8 protein-coding genes are annotated in these 19,678 nt (G+C 60.4%); 4 read left to right on the top strand and 4 right to left on the bottom strand.

Annotated elements, in window-relative coordinates:
• From AC0QHF_RS18730 to rpsU, 3 genes are all read left to right on the top strand, one after another.
• Window positions 1-3,512 (top strand): Ig-like domain-containing protein (locus tag AC0QHF_RS18730; protein WP_324705758.1); only part of this gene is annotated, 3,512 nt, incomplete at its 5' end.
• A gap of 84 nt (window positions 3,513-3,596) precedes the next feature.
• Window positions 3,597-3,782 (top strand): hypothetical protein, encoded by a 186-nt coding sequence (locus tag AC0QHF_RS18725; protein ID WP_324705757.1) that lies wholly within the window; start codon window positions 3,597-3,599, stop codon window positions 3,780-3,782.
• 256 nt (window positions 3,783-4,038) lie between these two features.
• Entirely contained in the window at window positions 4,039-4,236 is a 198-nt protein-coding gene (gene rpsU / locus AC0QHF_RS18720; protein ID WP_006616180.1) for a 30S ribosomal protein S21, read from the top strand.
• Window positions 4,237-4,394: 158 nt separating this feature from the next.
• Here rpsU and AC0QHF_RS18715 read toward each other — a convergent pair whose 3' ends face one another.
• From AC0QHF_RS18715 to AC0QHF_RS18700, 4 genes are all read right to left on the bottom strand, one after another.
• Window positions 4,395-8,621: a response regulator gene (locus AC0QHF_RS18715; protein ID WP_324705756.1), complete on the bottom strand. Its 4,227-nt coding sequence runs from the start codon at window positions 8,619-8,621 to the stop codon at window positions 4,395-4,397.
• A 3-nt stretch (window positions 8,622-8,624) separates the two neighbouring features.
• Window positions 8,625-9,050 carry a response regulator gene (locus AC0QHF_RS18710; protein WP_324705755.1) on the bottom strand — a complete coding sequence of 142 codons (426 nt, stop codon included), beginning with the start codon at window positions 9,048-9,050 and terminating at the stop codon, window positions 8,625-8,627.
• Between the two features lie 435 nt (window positions 9,051-9,485).
• Window positions 9,486-11,492, bottom strand: a complete 2,007-nt coding sequence (locus AC0QHF_RS18705; protein ID WP_324705754.1) for a PAS domain-containing protein — start codon at window positions 11,490-11,492, stop codon at window positions 9,486-9,488.
• A gap of 61 nt (window positions 11,493-11,553) precedes the next feature.
• Entirely contained in the window at window positions 11,554-16,518 is a 4,965-nt protein-coding gene (locus tag AC0QHF_RS18700) for a PAS domain S-box protein (RefSeq protein WP_324705753.1), read from the bottom strand.
• Between the two features lie 698 nt (window positions 16,519-17,216).
• Here AC0QHF_RS18700 and AC0QHF_RS18695 point away from each other — a divergent pair.
• The coding region (locus tag AC0QHF_RS18695) for a calcium-binding protein (RefSeq protein ID WP_324705752.1) at window positions 17,217-19,678 on the top strand (2,462 nt) is incomplete at its 3' end.

Raw genomic sequence — 19,678 nt, 5'->3', positions numbered from 1 at the left:
TCAGCCTCGACCCGGAAACCGGAGAAGTCACCTTTACTCCTGACCCCGGTTTTACGGGTATCGGCACGTTTGAATATGTCGTCACCGACCCGGCGGGAAATACCAGCACCACCACGGTGGAGGTGGCGGTCAATCCCGCCCAGAACCTGCCCCCGATCGCCAACCCCGATCGCGCCACGACTCCGGAAGATACTCCCGTCACCATCGACGTGGTGGGGAACGATATCGATGAGGACGGAACCCTCAATCCGGGCAGCCTGACGGTGACGACGGCGCCCGAAAACGGCGAAATTGCTGTCGATCCGGAAACGGGCGATGTCACCTACACCCCCGACCCGGGCTTCAACGGCACCGACAGCTTCATCTACACCATCGAGGATAATGACGGGGAGGTTTCCAACCCCACCTCGGTGACAGTTGGCGTGATTTCAGTGAACGAACCGCCCATCGCCGACAACATCAACGTCGCGATCGCCCCCGGCTCCACCGTCCCTGTCCCCCTCACCGGCAGCGACAGTGACGGCGAAGTGGTCAGCTTCCGCCTAGAGAGCCTCCCCGACCGGGCGGAAGGGTCGCTGCTGCTGAACGGGGAACCCGTCGAGGCCGGCCAAAGCCTGACCCCCGAGGAAGCCTCCCAACTGCAATTCCAGGCGACGGTCAACTTCGACGGCGTCGGCTTCACCTTCAGCGTCACCGACAATGAAGGGGCGACATCCGCCGCCGATGGCACCGTTTCCGCGATCCTTCCCCCCCCCAACGAACCCCCGATCGCCGAGAACATCAACGTTTCCCTGCAACCGGGCGATTCGGCCCCCGTCCCCCTGATGGGCGAAGATCCCGACGGCACGATCGCCAGTTTCACTATCGAAAGTCTCCCCGACCGGGCGGACGGCACCCTGCTCCTCGACGGGCAACCCGTGGAGGTGGGTCAGGTTCTCACCCCGGAACAAGGGATGCTGCTGCGATTCCAAGCCACGGGAGACTTCGACGGCGGGGACTTCACCTACAGCGTCACGGATAACGAAGGAGTCACCTCTATCGCTGAAGCGACGGCAGCTTTGATCCCGCTGCCACTGCCCAACCAGGCACCGACGGCCTTCGATGACTCCGGCGAAACCCCTGCTAACACGCCGATCGCCCTGAATGTCGTCGCCAACGATATCGATCCGGACGGAACCATCGACCCGACCACCATCGATCTCGACCCCGACACTCCGGGATTGCAACAAACCCTCACCCTCGGCGATCGCGGCACCTTAATCGCCGACGACAACGGCCGCGTCACCTTCAACCCCGCCCTGGGTTTCCAAGGCACCGTGAAAGTCCCCTACACCGTGCGGGATGACGACGGGGAGACCTCCAACCCGGCCGAAATTACCATCGAAATTGCCAACGCGGCCCCGACCGCCGTTGACGACAGCGCCCGCACCCCCTTCGATACGCCGGTCACGTTCGACATCACCGACAACGACACCGACCCCGACGGTCAAATCGATCCGGCGACGGTGGATCTCGATCCGAGCACCTTGGCGGCGGACAGCAGTTTCGCGATCGCCTTACAAGGTGAGTTCGAGGTGGATGGGGAGGGCAACCTCACCTTCACCCCCGTCACCGGCTTCAGCGGCACGGTGACGACCCCCTACACCGTCCGAGATGACGACGGCGCCATTTCCAACCGGGCGGAAATCGCGGTGACGGTGGAGCCGTTCGTGGCACCTCCGATCCCCCAAATCCCCTTCTTCGGACCCACGGTTCCCCCGACCGAGCCGGAGCAGCCCCCCGCCGAACCCAACCGCCCCCCCGTGGCGGAACCGGACACCGTAACCACGACGGAAAACGAGCCGCTGACCATTCCGGACTCCGAGTTGCTCCGCAACGATCGCGACCCGGACGGCGACCCGCTACGGATTACCGACGTGGGCAATCCCGACAACGGCACCGTCACCTTCAACCCCGACACCGGCGAGATCGTCTTCGTTCCCGAACCCGGTTTCACGGGTACGGCCACCTTCGAGTACACCGTCACCGATGAAAACGGCAACACCAGCACCGCGCGAGTCGAGGTCAACGTCGGAGAGGGGGAGACCGAGATTCCCCGGGAAGACCCCGACGAAGACACCGACATCCCCCGCCAGGACGGCCCGGATGACTGTAGCTGCCCTCCCCTCCCGGCTTTGACGGGAGTCCCCCTGCCGGTTCCCCCCGAATTGATCCCCCCTCCCGGCTTGATTCCCGTCAATGGCACGCCTTTGAATGACGTTTTGATCGGCGGCAACGCCGACGAAGTTATCCTCGCCTTCGGGGGGAACGATTTCCTACAGGGCAACCTGGGCAACGATTTCCTCGAAGGCGACGCGGGCGACGACATCCTGCTGGCTGGCCAAGATAATCCCCTGTTGCCCCGGGATCTCTTCGGACAGGATTCCCTCGACGGGGGTCCCGGAAATGATTTCCTCTCCGCCAACGAAGCCGACGACATCCTCCGGGCCGGGGACGGAAATGATGTCGCCTACGGCGGTCAGAATGACGATGAAATTTACGGCGAATTGGGGAACGACACCCTGCACGGAGATAATGGCAACGACACCATTATCGGAACCCCCGGCAATCTCACCGTCCCGGCCGGGCAGGACGCGGATGTCCTCTACGGCTATCGCGATAACGACCTGATTCAGGGCGGCCCGGGCAACGATAGCATCTACGGCGGCAAGGGAGACGATTTCTCCTACGGCGGTAAGGATGACGATTGGATGTGGGGCGATTTGGGTGCTGATACCCTCTACGGAGATGACGGAAACGATACCGTCTTCGGAGATACCAACGAGCCCAACCAAGCCTCCCCGGAAGGTCCGGATCTTCTGTGGGGTGGCCTCGGGAACGATTTCCTCAGCGGAAACCGCAACAACGACACTTTGGTCGGCGGCGACGGGGAGGATACCGCTTACGGCGGCCAGGAAGATGATATCGTTTATGGTCTGACCGGAAATGATTTGCTCTATGGTGATTTGGGCAACGACCACGTTTGCGGCGGAGAAGGGGACGATACCCTGTTCGGCGATCGCGACACCCCCACCCCCATCCCAAATATCAGCCTCCAGGACACCCTCAGCGGCGGGGCGGGCGACGATTGGCTCAGTGCCAACGAGGGCCAGGACAAGCTCTGCGGGGGCGAGGATAATGATACCCTGTACGGCGGAAAGGACAACGACACCCTCAAAGGCGACGCCGGGGACGACTGGCTGTTCGGCGACGGGGGAGACGACTCCCTTTCCGGCGGGGCGGGGAGCGATCGCTTCGTCCTGTTTGCCGACGGCGGGACGGACACCGTGGCCGATTTCCTGTCCGGGGTGGATGTCATCGCCCTCGGTGGCGGCATCACCTTCGACCAACTCACCTTCACCCAGGCGGGGACCTCTGCGGTCGTGACCCTGGGTTCCCAGCAGTTGGCGATTCTGGAAGGGGTGCAGGCGACGGCCCTCACCGCCGGCGATTTCACCGCGTTCCCGATCTAAGATCGAGGGGGGCGAACCCCACGGTTTCGATTGGCGATCGGCCGTGGGGGACTCGTCCCCAGGTCAACTCAATGGAGGGCGTCCGTGTTCCAACCTGCCAATTCTCAGAAACGCTTCTTTTCCCTCTTGTTTGGGGCTTTCGCCGGGTTGACCCTGGCGGCTTGGATTCTCCGGGGACTGACCCTGCTGGCGTTTTTGCCGGGCTCGGTCATCTGGCTGCTACTGATACTCGCGATCGCCACCGGAGTCCTGTCTCGGGTGGCCCGGTAGATCCCGGGACTCTCTCCCTTCCGAAAGATAGACGAATTCGGGGCGCTTGCGGTAAAATGATAAATGCCCTAACGCAGAGCATTGCCTTGATTCTACCGAAGCGCCGGTTCGACGGACTCATTTGACCCCGATCGCGGCGCCGTGATTTGTAGAAAGACACTGTTGTGAATCGAATCTTTCCGACATCTCATTTGTATGAATGAGAGGGGGATGTTTTGCGTATCGTCATTAATTTTAGAGAGGTGAAGGATACAACATGACCCAAGTCATTCTGGGTGAAAACGAACAATTAGAATCCGCCCTGCGTCGATTTAAGCGCGAAGTGTCCAAAGCCGGCATCCTGGCCGATGTCCGCAAGAAGCGTCACTTTGAAACCCCTCCAGAAAAACGCAAGCGCAAGGCGATCGCCAACCAGCGTCAGAGACGCGCCTTCCGCAAGAAGCGGATGTTCTAGAGCGCTTCATCCCATTTTCGGGCCGTCCTCCCCCACCCGTTCGCCAGATGCAGGGGGGGGACGGCTATCTTTCGTAGATACGGGGGTGGGATAGCGTGGCAGATCTTTAGAATGGGGAATCGGGAATCCCCAATCCCCAATCCTAAATCCCCAATCCCTCAGACTCCGAAATCGCCGAGGAGTTTGAGGAGCAGGTGCGACAACTGTTTGAGTTTGATGGGTTTGGTGAGATATTCGTCGGCCCCCGCCTGCAAACATTTTTCGCGATCGCTCGTCATCGCCAAAGCGGTGAGGGCGACGACGGGCAGTTGTCGCAAATCCGGATCGCGGCGGATCTCCCGGGTGGCCTCCAAACCGTCCACGACGGGCATTTGGATGTCCATGAGCACCAAATCGGGGCAGTGCGATCGCGCCATGGACACCGCCTCCCGACCGTTGCGGGCCGTTATCAGACGGTAGCCCTTGGCGGTGAGGTAACTCGAAAGGGTAAAAATATTAGCTTCGCTGTCCTCAGCCAACAAAATCAGCGGCGAGGGCCGGCGCGAATTCGGAACCGGGGGGGTCGGACTTCCCGCCGGGCCTTCCAAAACGGAAGTCGGAGATCCCGCATCGAAGCTCTGACGGGGTTCGGCGAAGGAATCCGGACAGGGCAGATAGACCGTAAAACAACTCCCCCGGCCGAGTTCGCTGGTGACGCCGACTTGTCCGCCGTGCAGTTCAGCGATCTGCTTCACCAGAGCCAGTCCGAGTCCCGTCCCGCTGTACTGGCGATTCAAGCTGCTGTCGATTTGGACGAAAGGCCGGAACAGATTTTCCAGGTTTTCCGGGGCAATGCCGATCCCCGTGTCCGTCACCGCAAAACAAATCCGGCGTGGGCCGTCCGACGACCGGCGGACGCTCAAACTCACCCGGCCGCCGTCGGGGGTAAACTTGATCGCGTTACTGAGCAGGTTGATCAACACCTGGCACATCCGGCGGTTGTCGATCTCGATGACCCCATATTCCAGATCGGCGGGGATGTCCGCACTCAGGGCGATCCGTTTTTTGAAGGCCAACTGTCTGACGAAGGTGAGGCCGGTCTGGCAAAGCTCCCGGATCGAAACCTCGTCGATGTTCAACTCCAATTTGCCCGCTTCGATCTTGGAGAGATCCAGGATGTCGTTGATCAGCGACAACAGATGCCTGCCGCTGCTATCCACCGTGGAAATCGCCTGCCGTTGATCGGCGTTCAACTCCCCGAATATCTCTTCTTGAAGCGCCTCCGACATCCCCAAAATGCTGTTGAGGGGGGTGCGGAGTTCGTGGCTCATGCTGGCGAGAAACTCGTCCTTGAGGCGGGTGGCCCGGGCCAGCTCCGCGACGGTCTGCTGCAGCAGAGCCGACCTGTGTTTGCGCTCCGTCACGTCCAAAATCACCCCGTCCCAGATGGTCTCGCCGTCGGCCTGCCGCTCTGGCTGGGAAATGCCCTGAATCCACTTCCGTTCCCCCGCCGGCGTGGTGAATTGCCCTTCCCAGGACCAGGCGCTCAATGTCTCGGCGGAGCGGGCGATGGAGGCCTGCAACGATCGCCGGTCTTCGGGGTCGAACAGGGCGAACACCCGGTCGGCATCCCGCCGCATGGTTTCCACGTCGAGTCCGAAAATTTCGGCGGCGCGATCGCTCATGTAGATGAACTCGTGGGAGCCGTCGGGGCGCAACAGGTACTGGTACAGCGCTCCGGGGATGTTGGCGGCGAGGCGCCCGAAGCGGGCCTCGCTTTGGCGCAGGGCCTTGAACGCCCGCTTCTCGGAGCCGACGTCGCGCACCAAAAACAGCACTTCGTCCTCACCGCAGGGGGCGACCCGCACCTCTTCGTGGCGAAGTTCCCCGCCGATCTCGATTTCCCACTCAAAATTCTGGACGGTTTGGGTGGCCAGAGCGGTTTCGGCGATCCTCAAGTAGGTGGCGGCGATGTCGGGGGGCAGCAGTTCCTCGACCGACCGCCCGATCGCGGTTTCGGGATCGACGAGGTTGCCCACCCGGGGGGAAGGGGCGATGTCCGCGTAGCGCCCGGAGCGGTCGAGGCGGAACACCAAGTCCGGGATCGCCATCAGGGTGGCGCGGGTGCGCGCTTCGCTGCGTTCGAGGGCGTCCTGGAAAGCTCGACGCTCGCTGATGTCGTTGGAGATGCCGCAGATGGCGTAGGGTTCCCCGTCCGGGCCGAACAGGACGAACTTGTTGGAGAGGAAGGTGTAGTTCTTTTCGCCGACGCGGACGGTTTCTTCGCACTGTTGGAAGCGGCGGGCCTCGAGGACGGCGCGGTCGTTTTGCTCGAAACCCTCGGCGATGTCGGGGGGATAAAATTCGCGGTTGGTTTTGCCGATGATGTCTTCCGGGGCGCAGTTAAATAATTCTAGAAAAGCCCGGTTGACCAAAATGTGCCGCCCGGAGAGGTCTTTGACGTAAATGACCGACGGGGCGAAGTTGAGAATCGCCTGCAACTTCTCTTCGCTCTCCCGCAGTTGGGCGGTGCGCTCCCATACCCGGGCCTCCAATTCCCGGTTCAACTCGGCGAGGGACTCGGCGGCCCGCTCCCGCTCCTTGGCCTGGGCGATCGCGGCGGCGGCGGCGTTCAACAGCCCGATTTCCAGGGCGTCCCACCGTTTCACCGAGCGGCAGTTGTCGAACCCGACGAGGCCGAAAAACTCCCGGTTGACAATCAGGGGGAAGATCAGGATGGAGCGGATGCCCTGCGGCTCCAAAATCCGCCGTTCCGACTCGGGGAAGTCGGCGACGTCGCCGTTGACGATCCCCCCGACTTTCAGGAGTTCTTCCCAGCGGGGAAAGTTCTCCCGGTAGCTGAGATTTTGCAGCGCCCGGTTGTCGATTTCGGGGGTGATGCCGGGGGCGCACCATTCGGCCCGCTGGCTCATCAGCAACTGCCCGGTTTCGTCGGCGTGGTTTTCAAAAATGTAGATGCGATCGGCCTCCGTCACCGCCCCCAACAGGTTCAAGATGTGGCGGTAGAGGTGGCGGTCGATTTTTTGGGACACCAAAAGCTGGCGCTGCACGTCCACCAGGGCTCCCAGGTAGCGATCGCGTTTGGCGAGGGCGGTTTCGGCCCGGTCGCGCTCGATGGCGATTTTGGCGATGTCGGCGGCGCGGGTGAGGATCTCCAAATCCCGCCGTTGGGGGGTGCGGCATTCTTTGAAATAGACGGCGAAGGTCGCGAGCACCTCGCCGTTGCCGCCGATCGCCGGGGCGGACCAGCAGGCCTGCAGCCCGTGTTCGAGGGCGAGATGCCGGAAGTCCTGCCAGAGGGGGTCGCCGGAGATGTCGGCGACGATGACGATTTCCCGGCAGAAGGCCGCCGTGCCGCAGGAACCGGCCTGGGGGCCGACGAGCAAACCGTCGAGGGCTTTTGAGTAGGGGTCGGGCAGGTTGGGCGCGGCCCCGTGGCGCAATTTTCCGGAGCGATCGCACAGTAGGATCGAGCCGATCCCCCCCTCGAATTGGGTTTCCACCGCCCGCACCAGGGCATCGAGGATGTCCGGCAGGGGGTCCAGCCGGGCGATCCGCTCCAAGATGGCATTTTGCAGTTGGGACTCCCGCTCGGCCTGTTTGCGGTCGGTGATGTCCAGGTGGGTTCCGGCCATCCGCAGGGGTTTGCCACCGGCGTCCCGCTCCACCACTTTGCCCCGAGCCAGAACCCAGACCCACCGTCCCGAGCGGTGGCGCATCCGAAATTCCCATTCGTGCCGGGGGGTTTCGCCCCGGAAGTGGGAGTCGAGTTGCTTGAAGAGTCCCGGCAGGTCTTCGGGGTGGGTCTGTTCCCGGAATGTCTCGACGGACATGGGTTCCAAGTCTTTCCGGGTGCGGCCGAGGATCTCCGCATAGCGATCGTCGATCTGCACCGCCCCGGTACGGATGTCCCAATCCCAGGTCCCGATCGCCGCCCCCTCCAAGGCCAGTTCCAGGCGTTCCCGGGTGCGCCGCAGTTCTCGATCGGCCCGCAAGGTGGCGGCCCGATTTTCCGCCTCCCGCAGTTCCCGCCGCAGGACCTCTGGCAAACGGGCCAACTTTCCTTTGATCAAAAAATCGTGGGCGCCGGCTTTCATCAACTCCACGGCTGAGGTGTCGCCGATGGTTCCCGACACGACGATGAAGGGGAGGTCGAGGCCGCTTTCTTTGAGGACGGACAGGGCGGCGGGGGCGTCGAATCCCGGCATCCGGTAGTCGGAGACGATCGCATCCCAGGAAGACTCCTCCAGGGCGTCTCGGAGCGCCTCGGCGGTCTGAACCCGCTCCCAGGTCACTTCAAATCCGCCCCGGCGGAGTTCCCGCACGAGCAAGATCGCGTCGTCTTCGACATCTTCGACAATTAACAGGCGGATGGGTTCGCTCATCGGTTAAAGTCTTTCGGGTGAGGGTTCGTTGATCGAGATCCAAAACAATCCCAGATGGCGGACTGCTTCGGCGAAGCGATCAAATTCGACGGGTTTTTGCACGTAGGCGTTGGCGCCGAGGTCGTAACTCTCCGCGATGTCTTCGTCTTCGCTCGAAGACGTGAAGACGACGACGGGCAGGCGGCGGGTGCGCCCTTGAGTCCGGATCTGTCGGAGCACCCCCAGCCCGTCGATTTTGGGCAATTTTAAGTCGAGGAGGACGACCTGTGGGAGGGCCTCCAGATCGCCCAGCAAAGCCAGGGCCTCTTCTCCGTTCCGCGCCACCAGAATTTCGGGGTTGACCTGACATTTGCGGAGCGATCGGATCGTCAGCCGTTCGTCGTCCGGGTTATCCTCGACCAACAGTATTTTTCGGGGTTGAGATGTCATCGACGGGGGTTTGCGAGTCAATTGTAATAGATCGACACGGTATCATGAGTCCAACTTTTCGAGACGACGGCTGAGATTCGGGAAGTCAATTCAACACCCGACTACCGCCCGATCTATTCCCCACAATTTTACGAAAAAATCCACCCAAAGTCAACCCCAATCTTAATCAAAATACGGAAAATTTTTGATAGCAATCAGCCGTCAGCTTTCAGCTTTCAGAAAAAGCCAACCGAACCGGCGAAAAGCAGTTTCGGTTTTTTCAGATATCCCGACCATCCTGGCGATCGCCATTGATATAGCCCTGGGCGATCGTGTGGTTACAGATTCGGGAAAAGGGAGTCGGGAGTCGGGAGTTGGGAGTCGGAGCGAGCGTTTTTACAATTCAGGTCTGTGACGAATCCAGCGCTGACTGCCATAATTTATCATTGTTAATTGTTAATTTTTAATTGTTAATTTTTCTCCCCCATCTGCGTGAGTCTCAATTCCGGGCAAGGTAAAGTAAAATGTCGCCCCCTTTCCGACGGCTCCTTCAGCCCAAACTTTTCCGCCGTGGCGGTGGATAGCCCGCTGGACGATCGCCAAGCCGATGCCGGTTCCGGGAAATTCTTCGGCGTCGTGCAGGCGTTGAAAGACACCAAATAACATCGGGGCATATTTCATGTCAAAACCCGCGCCATTATCCCCGATAAAACAAGTCAGTTTTCCCTCCATCACCCCCAGGCCGAACTCGATCCGCGCCCGGGACGTGTGGCGGGTAAATTTCCAGGCGTTGTGCAGTAAATTGTTGAGGACGACGCCCATCAAAGTCGGGTCAGCCTCGACGGTGACATCGGGGGCGACGGCAAATTCCACGTCGCGATCGGGTTCCGACTCCGCCAGATCGGCGGCGATTTCGGATACCATTTCACTGAGGTTGACCGGATGGTAATTCACCGGCGATCGCGACACCCTCGACAGGCGCAGCAGGTCGTCGATCAACTGTCCCATGCGGTTAATATTGCGCCGGATGCGATGGAAATAATCCCGGCAACCTTCGTCAAATTGGTCGCCGTAGTCCTCCAAAATCGCCTGGCTGAAACCGTCGATCGCCCGCAGCGGTGCCCGCAGGTCGTGGGAGACGGAGTAGGCAAAGGCTTCCAACTCCCGGTTGGAGGCTTCGAGTTGGGCGGTGGCTTGCAGCAGCTTCATTTCAGCCCGCTTGCGGTCAGTGATGTCCAAAATCGTGCCGACGAGCTGGGCCACCCGGCCGCGATCGTCGAAAACCGGCTCGCCCCGGGCTTGGATGTAACTCAAACTGCCGTCAGGGTGGGGGATGCGACATTCGAGGTCGTAGGGTTGGCGGTTCTCCAGAGCTGTGGCGACAACGCGGCGGTGGTAGTCGCGATCGTCAGGGTGGTAGAGTTGGAGCACTTCCTCGTAGGTGGGGGCTCCGGAGGCCGGGTCGAGTCGGAAAATCTGGAACACCTCCTCGGACCAGAAAACTGACTCGGTGGCAATGTCGAATTCCCAACTGCCCAGCTTGGCGATGCGCTGGGCCGCCTGCAGGTGGGCTTGGCTTTTTTTGAGTTGTTCTTCGGTTCGTTTGCGGTCGGTGATGTCGATGTGACAGCCGATCGCCCGCAGGGGGTTGCCCGCCGGGTCCCACTCGATCGCCCGCCCGGAACAGATCACCCACACCGTCGATCCATCCTTGTGACGATATCGGACCTCGTTGTAAAAGGGAATTTCCCCCCGGCTGCGGACATGGCGGTCGAAACTCTCGAACATTCCGGGCAAATCTTCCGGAAAAATCAGCTTTTGCCAGGTGTCGGGGCTGTTGGGGAGTTCGTGGTCTTCGTAGCCGAACATCCGCTTGAAACCCGGACTCAGATATTCCCGGTGGTTGGGGATGTCCCAATCCCAATAGCCGGCCAAAATGATGTCGAGAATATTTTCGAGCAATTGCAGTTCCCGGCGGAGGTTGTCCGCCCGCCGGGGGTCTTCGGCGGGCGGTGGCGGGGGTTCCGCGCCGTTGCGGGAGTGGGGGTGGAGGTGTTGCCAGAGGCGATCGCGGGTGAGCAATCCCACCGGGCGATCGCGATCGTCGAGAAGGGGCAGGTGGCGGACGCCGTACCGCTGCATCAGGGTGATGACAGAAGTGGAGTCCGCACAGTCCGACTCCCGCAGGGTGACGGCGGCGGGTTTCATCACCTCGGAAATCGGCAGGGTATCGAGGTTGTCATTATACGTCGTGTAGAGGGCGGGCAAATCTCCCTCGGTCAAAATGCCCAGCAGCCGGCCATTTTCCACCACCAACGCGCAGCTCGCGGGCGTCGGGGCAGGGCGGGGCGGGGCGAGGCCAGCCATTTGTCGGAGGGCGTCTCCGACCGGGGTTGTCGGGGCGATCTGCAAGAGATCGCGAATGATGACCGACTCCAGCTTTAATTCGGTGAGAAAAGGCATTTTTTGGACTCAAACTGATGAACGGACCCAATAGGTTTGAGCGGGTCGAAGCGCAAGTCAATTATAACCCCAAAAAATCTTGAATCATGGCGGTCAATTGTTTGAGTTTGACGGGTTTGGGTAAATACTCATCGGCGCCGGCTGCCAGACATTTTTCGCGATCGCCGTCCATCGCCAAAGCCGTCAAGGCGACGATGGGCACCCCGGCGAAATTCGGGTGATTGCGGATGCGGCGGATCGCCTCCAAACCGTCCATTTTCGGCATTTGAATGTCCATCAAAATCAAATCGGGGCATTCCGCCTCCACGGCGCGGATGGCCTCTTCCCCGTCCTTGGCGACCGTCACCCGGTAGCCTTTGGCCTGTAAATAACTCGAAAGGGTGAGGGTGTTGGCCTCGTTGTCTTCAGCCAGCAAAATCCGGGGGTTGGCCGCGGCGATTTCATCCGGGGAATTGAGGGACTCCGGCGGTCCGGAAGCGGGCAGTTTGGGGACTCGCATCAAAATGTCGTCGCAGGGGAGGTGGACACTGAACCGCGATCCCTTCCCCATGTCGCTGGCGACGGAGACGTCGCCGCCGTGCAGTTCCACGATCCGTTTCACCAGGGACAGCCCCAACCCGGTCCCCTCGTACTGGCGGTTGAGGGCGCTGTCGATCTGGGTGAAAGGTTTGAAGAGTTTTTCCAGGTGTTCCGGGGAAATGCCGATGCCGGTGTCGGCGACAACGAAGCGGACCGCGCCGGGGGTCTTGGAAGTGTTTTCCCAACTCACTCTCAGGGTGACGGTGCCGCGGTCGGGGGTGAATTTGACGGCGTTGTTGAGCAGGTTGATGAGCACCTGGCGGATGCGGCGCTCGTCGATGACCAGATCGGGCAGGCCGGGGGGGATCTGTACGTCGAGGCGGATGCCTTTTTTGTGGGCCTGCTGCCTGACGAAGGTGAGGCTGGCGCGGCACAGGGGTTCGATCGCGGTGGGGGCGCGATCGAGTTCCATCTGTCCGGCCTCGATTTTGGCCAGGTCGAGGATGTCGTTGATCAGTTCCAGGAGGTGGTGGGCGCTGCCTTCGACGGTTTTCAGGCTCTTTTTTTGGCTGTCGTTCAGGGGGCCGAACACTTCCTCTTGCAAACCCTCGGTCATGCCCAAAATGGCGTTGAGGGGGGTGCGGAGTTCGTGGCTCATATTGGCGAGGAACTCGTCCTTGAGGCGGGTGGCCCGCTGGAGTTCTTCGTTGGTTTTGCGGAGTCGGGCTTCGGTTTCCTTGCGATCGCTGACATCCCGGCAGACGCAGATGAGCAGGTTGTCCTCGGTGAGGGTGAGGGAGAGGTCTTCGGCGAAGGTGCTGCCGTCTTTGCGGGTGGCGGTCGCCTCCCCCTTCCAGGTGCGATCGCGCATCAGCACCGGGAACACCTCTTCCTCGAACCGCCGCAGTTCCTCGGGGGAGTAGAGTTGTCGCCAGCTTTTGCCGAGGAGTTCGCTGGAATCGTAGCCGAACATCGACCCGTGGGCCGGGTTCAAATACTGATAAATCTCGCCGTCGAGGATGGCGATGCCGTCCACCGCCACCTCGATGCTGGCCAACTGCTTGGCGGCCTGCCGTTCGGCGGCCAGCCGGGCGGCTTCGGCTTCCCGCCGGCGGCGGTCGAGGCGGTATCCTTCGATCAAGTTGCTGCAAGTGACCAAAACGGGCTGCAGGTATTCCACCATCGCCCCGTCGTAACCCCCCGGGCGGTTGGCGATGCCCACCATCCCCACCAGGTCGGAGCCGCTGAAAAAGGGCAGGCCCAAAAAGGCGTTCAGGGGCGGGTGCCCGTCCGGAGTCCCCCCCCGCCTGGGGTCTGTGCGGGGGCTGTTGGCGATGACGGGTTCCCCGGTCAAAATCACTGCCCCGAACAGGCTGTTCAGGTTGTCAAATTCCATGCCTTTTTCGTAGTTGTCTTCGTAGAATTTCCGGGTGGCTTCGTCCCAGGCGATGTTGGTGATGCTGTGGGTTTTCAGGTAGGGGACGCCCCGGATTTTCATGAAACTTTCTTCCATCGTCGCCCCTCCGTTTTCCCGGAACAGCACCTCGCCGATGAAGCCATATTCGCTGTCGGTCAACTCCAGCAACCCTTCGAGCAAGTCTTCAAAGATGGTGAGGCGGTTGCCGGCGGTGATGAATTGGGCCTGGGCCCGGCCGATGGTCTGCAGCAGGGCGTTGTTGCGTTGCAGGTCGGTTTCGGCCCGTTTGCGGGCGGTGATGTCGAAGCGGATGGCGAGGTGCTGAAACACCCGCCCTCGGGAGTCCAAAAAGGGGACGATGGTGCTCCCGGTCCAGTAGATTCGGCCGTCTTTGGCGCGGTTGCGGATTTCCCCCCGCCAAATTTGGCCGCCGGAAATGGTCTGCCACAGGTCCCGGAAAAACTCGGGGGGGTGGTATCCGGAGTTGAGGAGGCGGTGGGTGTTGCCGAGCAGTTCCGGGCGGGAGTAGCCGGAAATTTCGCAGAAGCGATCGTTGGCGTAGGTGATGATGCCCTTGGGGTCGGTGATGGCGACGATCGCGGATTCGTCGAGGGCTCGATGGAAGTCCGAGAGTTTCCGCAGGAGTTCCCGGCGGTCTGACTCGGCCCGCTTGCGGTCGGTGATGTCCCGGGCGACCCCCAGGAATCCGCTCACCTCCCCCCGCTCGTCCCGCAGGGCGGTGACGGAGAGCGACACCGGAAAGCGGGTGCCGTCTTTGCGGATGTAGGTCCACTGGCCCTCGTTGGCGCCGAGCCGGGGCTCGACGGTGAAGACTTCAAAGCCGGGGGAAATCTCCCGCCCCAGTTCGGCGGACCGTTTCGCGGCGCAGGAGCGGATTTCTTCGCGGTCGTGGAACGGTTCCGGCGTCATCCGGTTCACCACTTCTTCGGCGCGATATCCCAGCATCCGTTCGGCGCCGGCGTTGAAGGTGAGGATGGTGCCGTCGGTGTCGGTGGAGATGAGCGCGTAGTCCGTCCCGTCCAGGATCGCTTTCTGTAAGCTGCTAATTTCTTGCAGTTCTCGGGTGCGCCGTCGGACTTGGGTTTCCAGGGATTGGTTGAGGTCCTGCAGGGTGAGTTCGGCCTGTTTGCGATCGCCGATATCCGCGATGGTGCCGATGTACCCGATGAGGCGATCGGCGTCGTCGAGTTCGGGGACGACCTGCCCGAACACCCAGATGGCGCTGCTGTCGGGTTTTTGCAGGCGGTATTCTTCCTCGAAGGGGGACTCGGTTTGAACCGTATTTTCCCAGACGGCGAGGACGCGGGAGCGGTCGTCCGGGTGCAGGGAATCGTGCCAGGGATTGCCGATGACTTCGGCGGGGGCGACTCCGGCGATCTGGCAGTAGCGGCCGTTGGCGTAGATGCAGTTTCCCTCTATATCGGTGCGGAAAATCCCCACGGATACGAGGTCGGTGAGGGTGGCGTAGCGCTGTTCGCTCTCTTCGAGGCGGCGCTCGGCCTCCCGCCGCTCCCGGAGTTCGGTTTCCAGGGCTTCGTGGGCGGTGGCCTGAAGTATGGCGATCGCGACCTGGGCGGCCAACTGTCGCATCATCTGGATCTCTTCTTCCGACCAGTCTCGGGGTCCCGAACACTGGTGGATGACGAAGAGTCCCCACAGTCGGGGCGGTTCGGCCACTGCTCCGCCGGGGGGAGACAGCACGACCGGAACCACCAAGTTGGCCCGCACCTGGAATCGCTCCAGCAGTTGCAGGTGGCACTCGGTCAGTCCGGCTTGATAAATGTCGTTGCAGGCGAAAATGCGCCCGTTTTGGTAGGCGTCGATGCCACGTTCCCGAAAGCAAGTCTCCTCGATTTGCTCGTGCAGGCAAGGCTTGCAGGGTTCGGCGACGGATTCGGCCACGATTTTTCCGCCCCAGTCCGGGGCGAATTGGTACAGGGCGATGCGATCGCACTTCAGGAGGTCGCGGACTCGGTCGGCGGTGCGATCGAGGATGTCTGGCAGGCTCAGGGAGGAGCGGATTTCGGTGGTGATCTCGAAGACCAGTTGCTCCCGCCGCCGGGATTGTTCGAGGGCGGCGGTTCGCTCTCGGATCTCCCGTTCCAGTCGGGTGGCTTGATTTTCTAAGAGTTGGACTTTTTCAATTTCGAGTTGAAAGACTTTCTGTTCCAAAACTTCGGCGAGTTTGTAAAGTTCCAGGGGATTGAGGACTCGCAACAAACTGCTCTGGGTGACGATCCCCAGCAATTGACCCTCCGGGCCCGTCACCACCACCCGCCGGATGTGCCGCGAGTTCATCATCTCTTGCACCGCCCACAGGGTATCTTCCGGCCGCACGGAGAAAATGGGGGTACTCATCACCTGCCGCGCCCGACTGGTTTCCAAGTCCAAACCCAGGGCTTGGAACTGCACCAGATCGCGCTCGGTGAGGATGCCGACGGGAATGGGGCCGGTGGCGGTTCCGGTGGTGGCTAACACTACGCAACTGACCGGGCGAGCGGCCATCAGGCGGGCGATTTCGAGCAGGTCGGCGTCTGGGCTGGCCGACACCACCTCCGGGGTCATCACTTCGGCGACGGTCCGCAACCGCAGCAGGTCCGCAGGGCGGATGGCCTGCCGCAGGCTCTCGTGGGTGAGCAAACCCGCCACGCGATCGCGATCGTCGAGGATGGGCAGGTGGCGAATCCGGTGTTTGCGGAGCAGTTCCACGGCGGCAAAAAAATCGTCGAATTCCGACTCCCGCAGGCTGACGACGGCGGTACTCATCGCCTCCCCCACCGTCACTTCCCCCAGGGATTCGCCGCGGGTACTCAGCCGCACCACGTCCCGCTCTGTCAAAATCCCCAGCAGGCGCCCGCCTTCAACCACCAACACGCAGCTCGACCGCGCTTCGAGGTGGGCTTCATCGAGGGGGCCGCTACTTCGGGAAGCGGTGGGACAACTGGCCCGAATTTCACTCATCCGGGCGATCGCGTCCATCACCGTCGCCGTCGGCGACACGACCAACGGTTCTCGGATAATTGCCGCTTTGAGTTCGTCGGGGCTAAACGCCGGTGGGTTTGCGAACATTTAATCTGATTGATCGATTCAAAAGATTTTTGATGTTTCACTCTGTAAGTGTAACTTTAAATCGATGCCGATATCCATTTAATCCGACGAAAAGTCGATGCAAAACTATTGGATTTAAAAAAATCAACCCGATTTTTACGGATGACCCGACCGCCATTTGACGGACGGTTGCTTTTCCCCGGCAGGCGGCGCGGGGTCGTTTCATTTTCGGTTGAAAAAGGGGAGGTCGCCCGTTGTTGGGGGTGACGAGAACAACCAAAGTAAATTTTAAATTATTAATGATTAATTGTCAATTATTAAGGGCCGGATATTCCGGCTATGTTTCGGGGAACAATGAAATAGCACGGCGGACGAGAGGGGTGCGGGCCGCGACGGACTCGCGGCCCAACAGAAGACCGAACATAAAGTTTTTTTTAAAAAATAACATCTCCGGCTGGCTCGATTTATGATGGAACCCATTCCAGGGAGTGGGATGGTAGATTCCCCAAATCGTCGGCGGGTTTTCGACCGGGCAATTTCGGACGCGAGGCCCGACCAGTGGGGGGATGGCGGGGAGAGATAAACGGTCGTGCCGAGGGGTTCGATGGCGGCGATCGGAATTCGGCAAAAACTTAACAAAATTTTAAAAATCTTGACAATTAAACCCCCGAATCTCCGGATTGCACTTCCCCAAAATAATTCTGCATTGGGCATGAAAAATGGCAACAGCATTTTTTGATTTTGAAAACTTCCGAGGAAATAACTTTGCCGCGATCGGAACGGAACAAGGCGTGGAATTCCGAAACGCGATCGCTCTGGTCAGTGTGGACGCGGGGGGGGAAGGCCTGTTCCCGGCGATCGCTCCGACGCCCGGAACTACCGTCTTGTCTTACGCGGAGGGCAGCAATTTTACGCTGGATATCCGGGAATTGGCGCCGGAAGGGATCGCCGGGGGGAGACTCTCGTTTAACTATACCTCCCCCAATGTGGAACACTCGGTAAAAATCTTGGATGGCGATGGGAATTCTTTGGGAACTGCCACCCTATCGAGTACCGCCGGGAGGACGTTTAACGTCTTTTCACCGTTCAGCATTTCCCTCCCCGCCGATGCCGCGACGATTCAAATCGGTTCCCGGGCCACGGAATTGGCGATCGACGATCTCCGCATCTCCGTCGATCCGTTGCTGGTTGCCGAACCCCTCGCCGCCGAGACTCCGGAAAATCTGGAAGGGACGGATCAGCCTGATTTCATCGATGCCGCCACGCGATCGGCGATCGTCTCCCTTCCCGGCGACAGTATAGAAGCCGGTGTCAGATTTGCCGGTGTCAGCGGCCAGAATAACGGAGACGCGACGATTCTGGAGGGGGGCACCGCCATCGAGTTTGTCTCCACGATCGCCTCCGGTGAGGGCCGCTTTGATTATACAGTCCGTTTTAATAACCAGACCGCATTTTCGACCGCCACCGTCACCGTCCCCGAAGTAGGGGCGATCGCGGGTTTGGGCGGAAATGATACCCTCTCCGGAACCCGCGGCGCCGAAACCCTCGACGGCGGTCCGGACAACGACTCGATCCGGGGCCTGACGGGAAACGATACCCTCGACGGCGGTTCGGGTTCGGACTCCCTGTTCGGAGATGGCGACGGGGATCTGATTTTGGGTGGGGCGGATGACGATATCCTCTTCGGTGGCAGTGGAGATGACTCCTTAGAAGGCGGTATCGGCGACGACACCCTCGATGGCGGTATCGGCAACGACACCATGAACGGCGGCGAGGGCGAGGATGTGCTCTTGGGTCGGGTCGGGGCGGATGTGATGAACGGGGATGCCGGGAACGACACCTTACAGGGTGACAAGGACTCGGACACCCTCTCCGGCGGCGAGGATGACGACCTGTTGCTCGGCGGCGCCGCCCCGGACACGCTGTTCGGGGGAATGGGGGACGATTCCCTGTTTGGCGGTCAAGACGATGACTCCCTATTCGGAGATGTCGGCAACGATTCCCTGGTGGGGGATGGTGGAGTCGATACGCTCCAGGGTGGGGAAGGAGAGGATAGTTTTACTTACCTGTCTCCCAAGGATGGGGGCACTGTACCCGATCGCATCCTCGATTTTAACCCCGCCGAAGATGTGTTGGTCTTCAACTCCGAACCTGTGGCAGAGGACGGAACGGGAGGATTTGGGTTATCGGCCGTCTCCTTGGAAACTCAAACCCTGAACCTGGGGCAATTTTTCACCGCCGGCGACTCCTTACCCGCCGACATTCCGGTTCTGATTTACGACAATTTGAGCGGTATTTTGGAGTACGATTTCGACGGCTCCGGGGATGGGGAAGCGATCGCGATCGCCCAATTTGAACCGGATGAAAACGGCAACATTCCAGAGCTTTCGCCGGAGCGAATTTTCCTCGTCAATCCCGTTGACGTGAAGATCCCCGAATTGTCCGAGGTGGTGGCGGAGTCGTTCACTGCAACCACACCCAATTTCATCAACGGTACGGAAGAAAACGACTCCCTTTCCGCCACCGCACCTCAACCGGTCGATATTTCCGTCCTCGACAATGACAGTCCCACCGGGGGGTTGTTCGTCGCGGATATCAGCAATATTAGCGGTGGCGAAGCTGAAGTTATCAATAACACGACGATTAGATTTACCCCCACCATCCCCGCCCCCAGCCGGGGCAGTTTTCTCTACACCGCCAGCGACGGGACGAACTCGGATTTGGCGAGTGTATTTGTCGAGATTATTTCCGTCGAAACGATCAGCGGTTTTGGCGGCAATGATTCTCTCATTGGAGGAGAAGGCAACGAATTTTTGCTGGGGGGTGAAGGGGATGATTCCCTATTTGGAAATCAGGGCGACGACGTGCTGCGTGGGGAAATCGGAAACGATCTGATGTATGGCGGGGCGGACAACGATTCTCTCTTTGGAGAATCGGGCGACGACCAGTTATTCGGTGGCTCAGGTATCGATTTTTTATATGGCGGATTGGGTGTCGATTTTCTCTCCGGTGAAAGTGGAGATGATTTCCTATCCGGAGATCAGGGAAATGATACCCTGCAAGGGGGAGAAGGACGGGATACCTTCGCCTATCTATCTCCGCAACAGGTGGGGGAAGGGCAACAAGATGCGATCGCCGATTTTGAACCGGGAAGCGATGTTATAGTTTTCAACCGCAGTAC

This window comes from Lyngbya sp. CCY1209, assembly GCF_055795065.1.
This window is presented reverse-complemented; position numbering and strand designations above follow the sequence as displayed.

Bases quoted from the DNA above. Each gene is read 5' to 3' on its own strand.
- rpsU (WP_006616180.1), top strand. From the start codon at position 4,039: ATGACCCAAGTCATTCTGGGTGAAAACGAACAATTAGAATCCGCCCTG.
- AC0QHF_RS18715 (WP_324705756.1), bottom strand. From the start codon at position 8,621: ATGAGCGAACCCATCCGCCTGTTAATTGTCGAAGATGTCGAAGACGAC.
- AC0QHF_RS18710 (WP_324705755.1), bottom strand. From the start codon at position 9,050: ATGACATCTCAACCCCGAAAAATACTGTTGGTCGAGGATAACCCGGAC.
- AC0QHF_RS18705 (WP_324705754.1), bottom strand. From the start codon at position 11,492: ATGCCTTTTCTCACCGAATTAAAGCTGGAGTCGGTCATCATTCGCGAT.
- AC0QHF_RS18700 (WP_324705753.1), bottom strand. From the start codon at position 16,518: ATGTTCGCAAACCCACCGGCGTTTAGCCCCGACGAACTCAAAGCGGCA.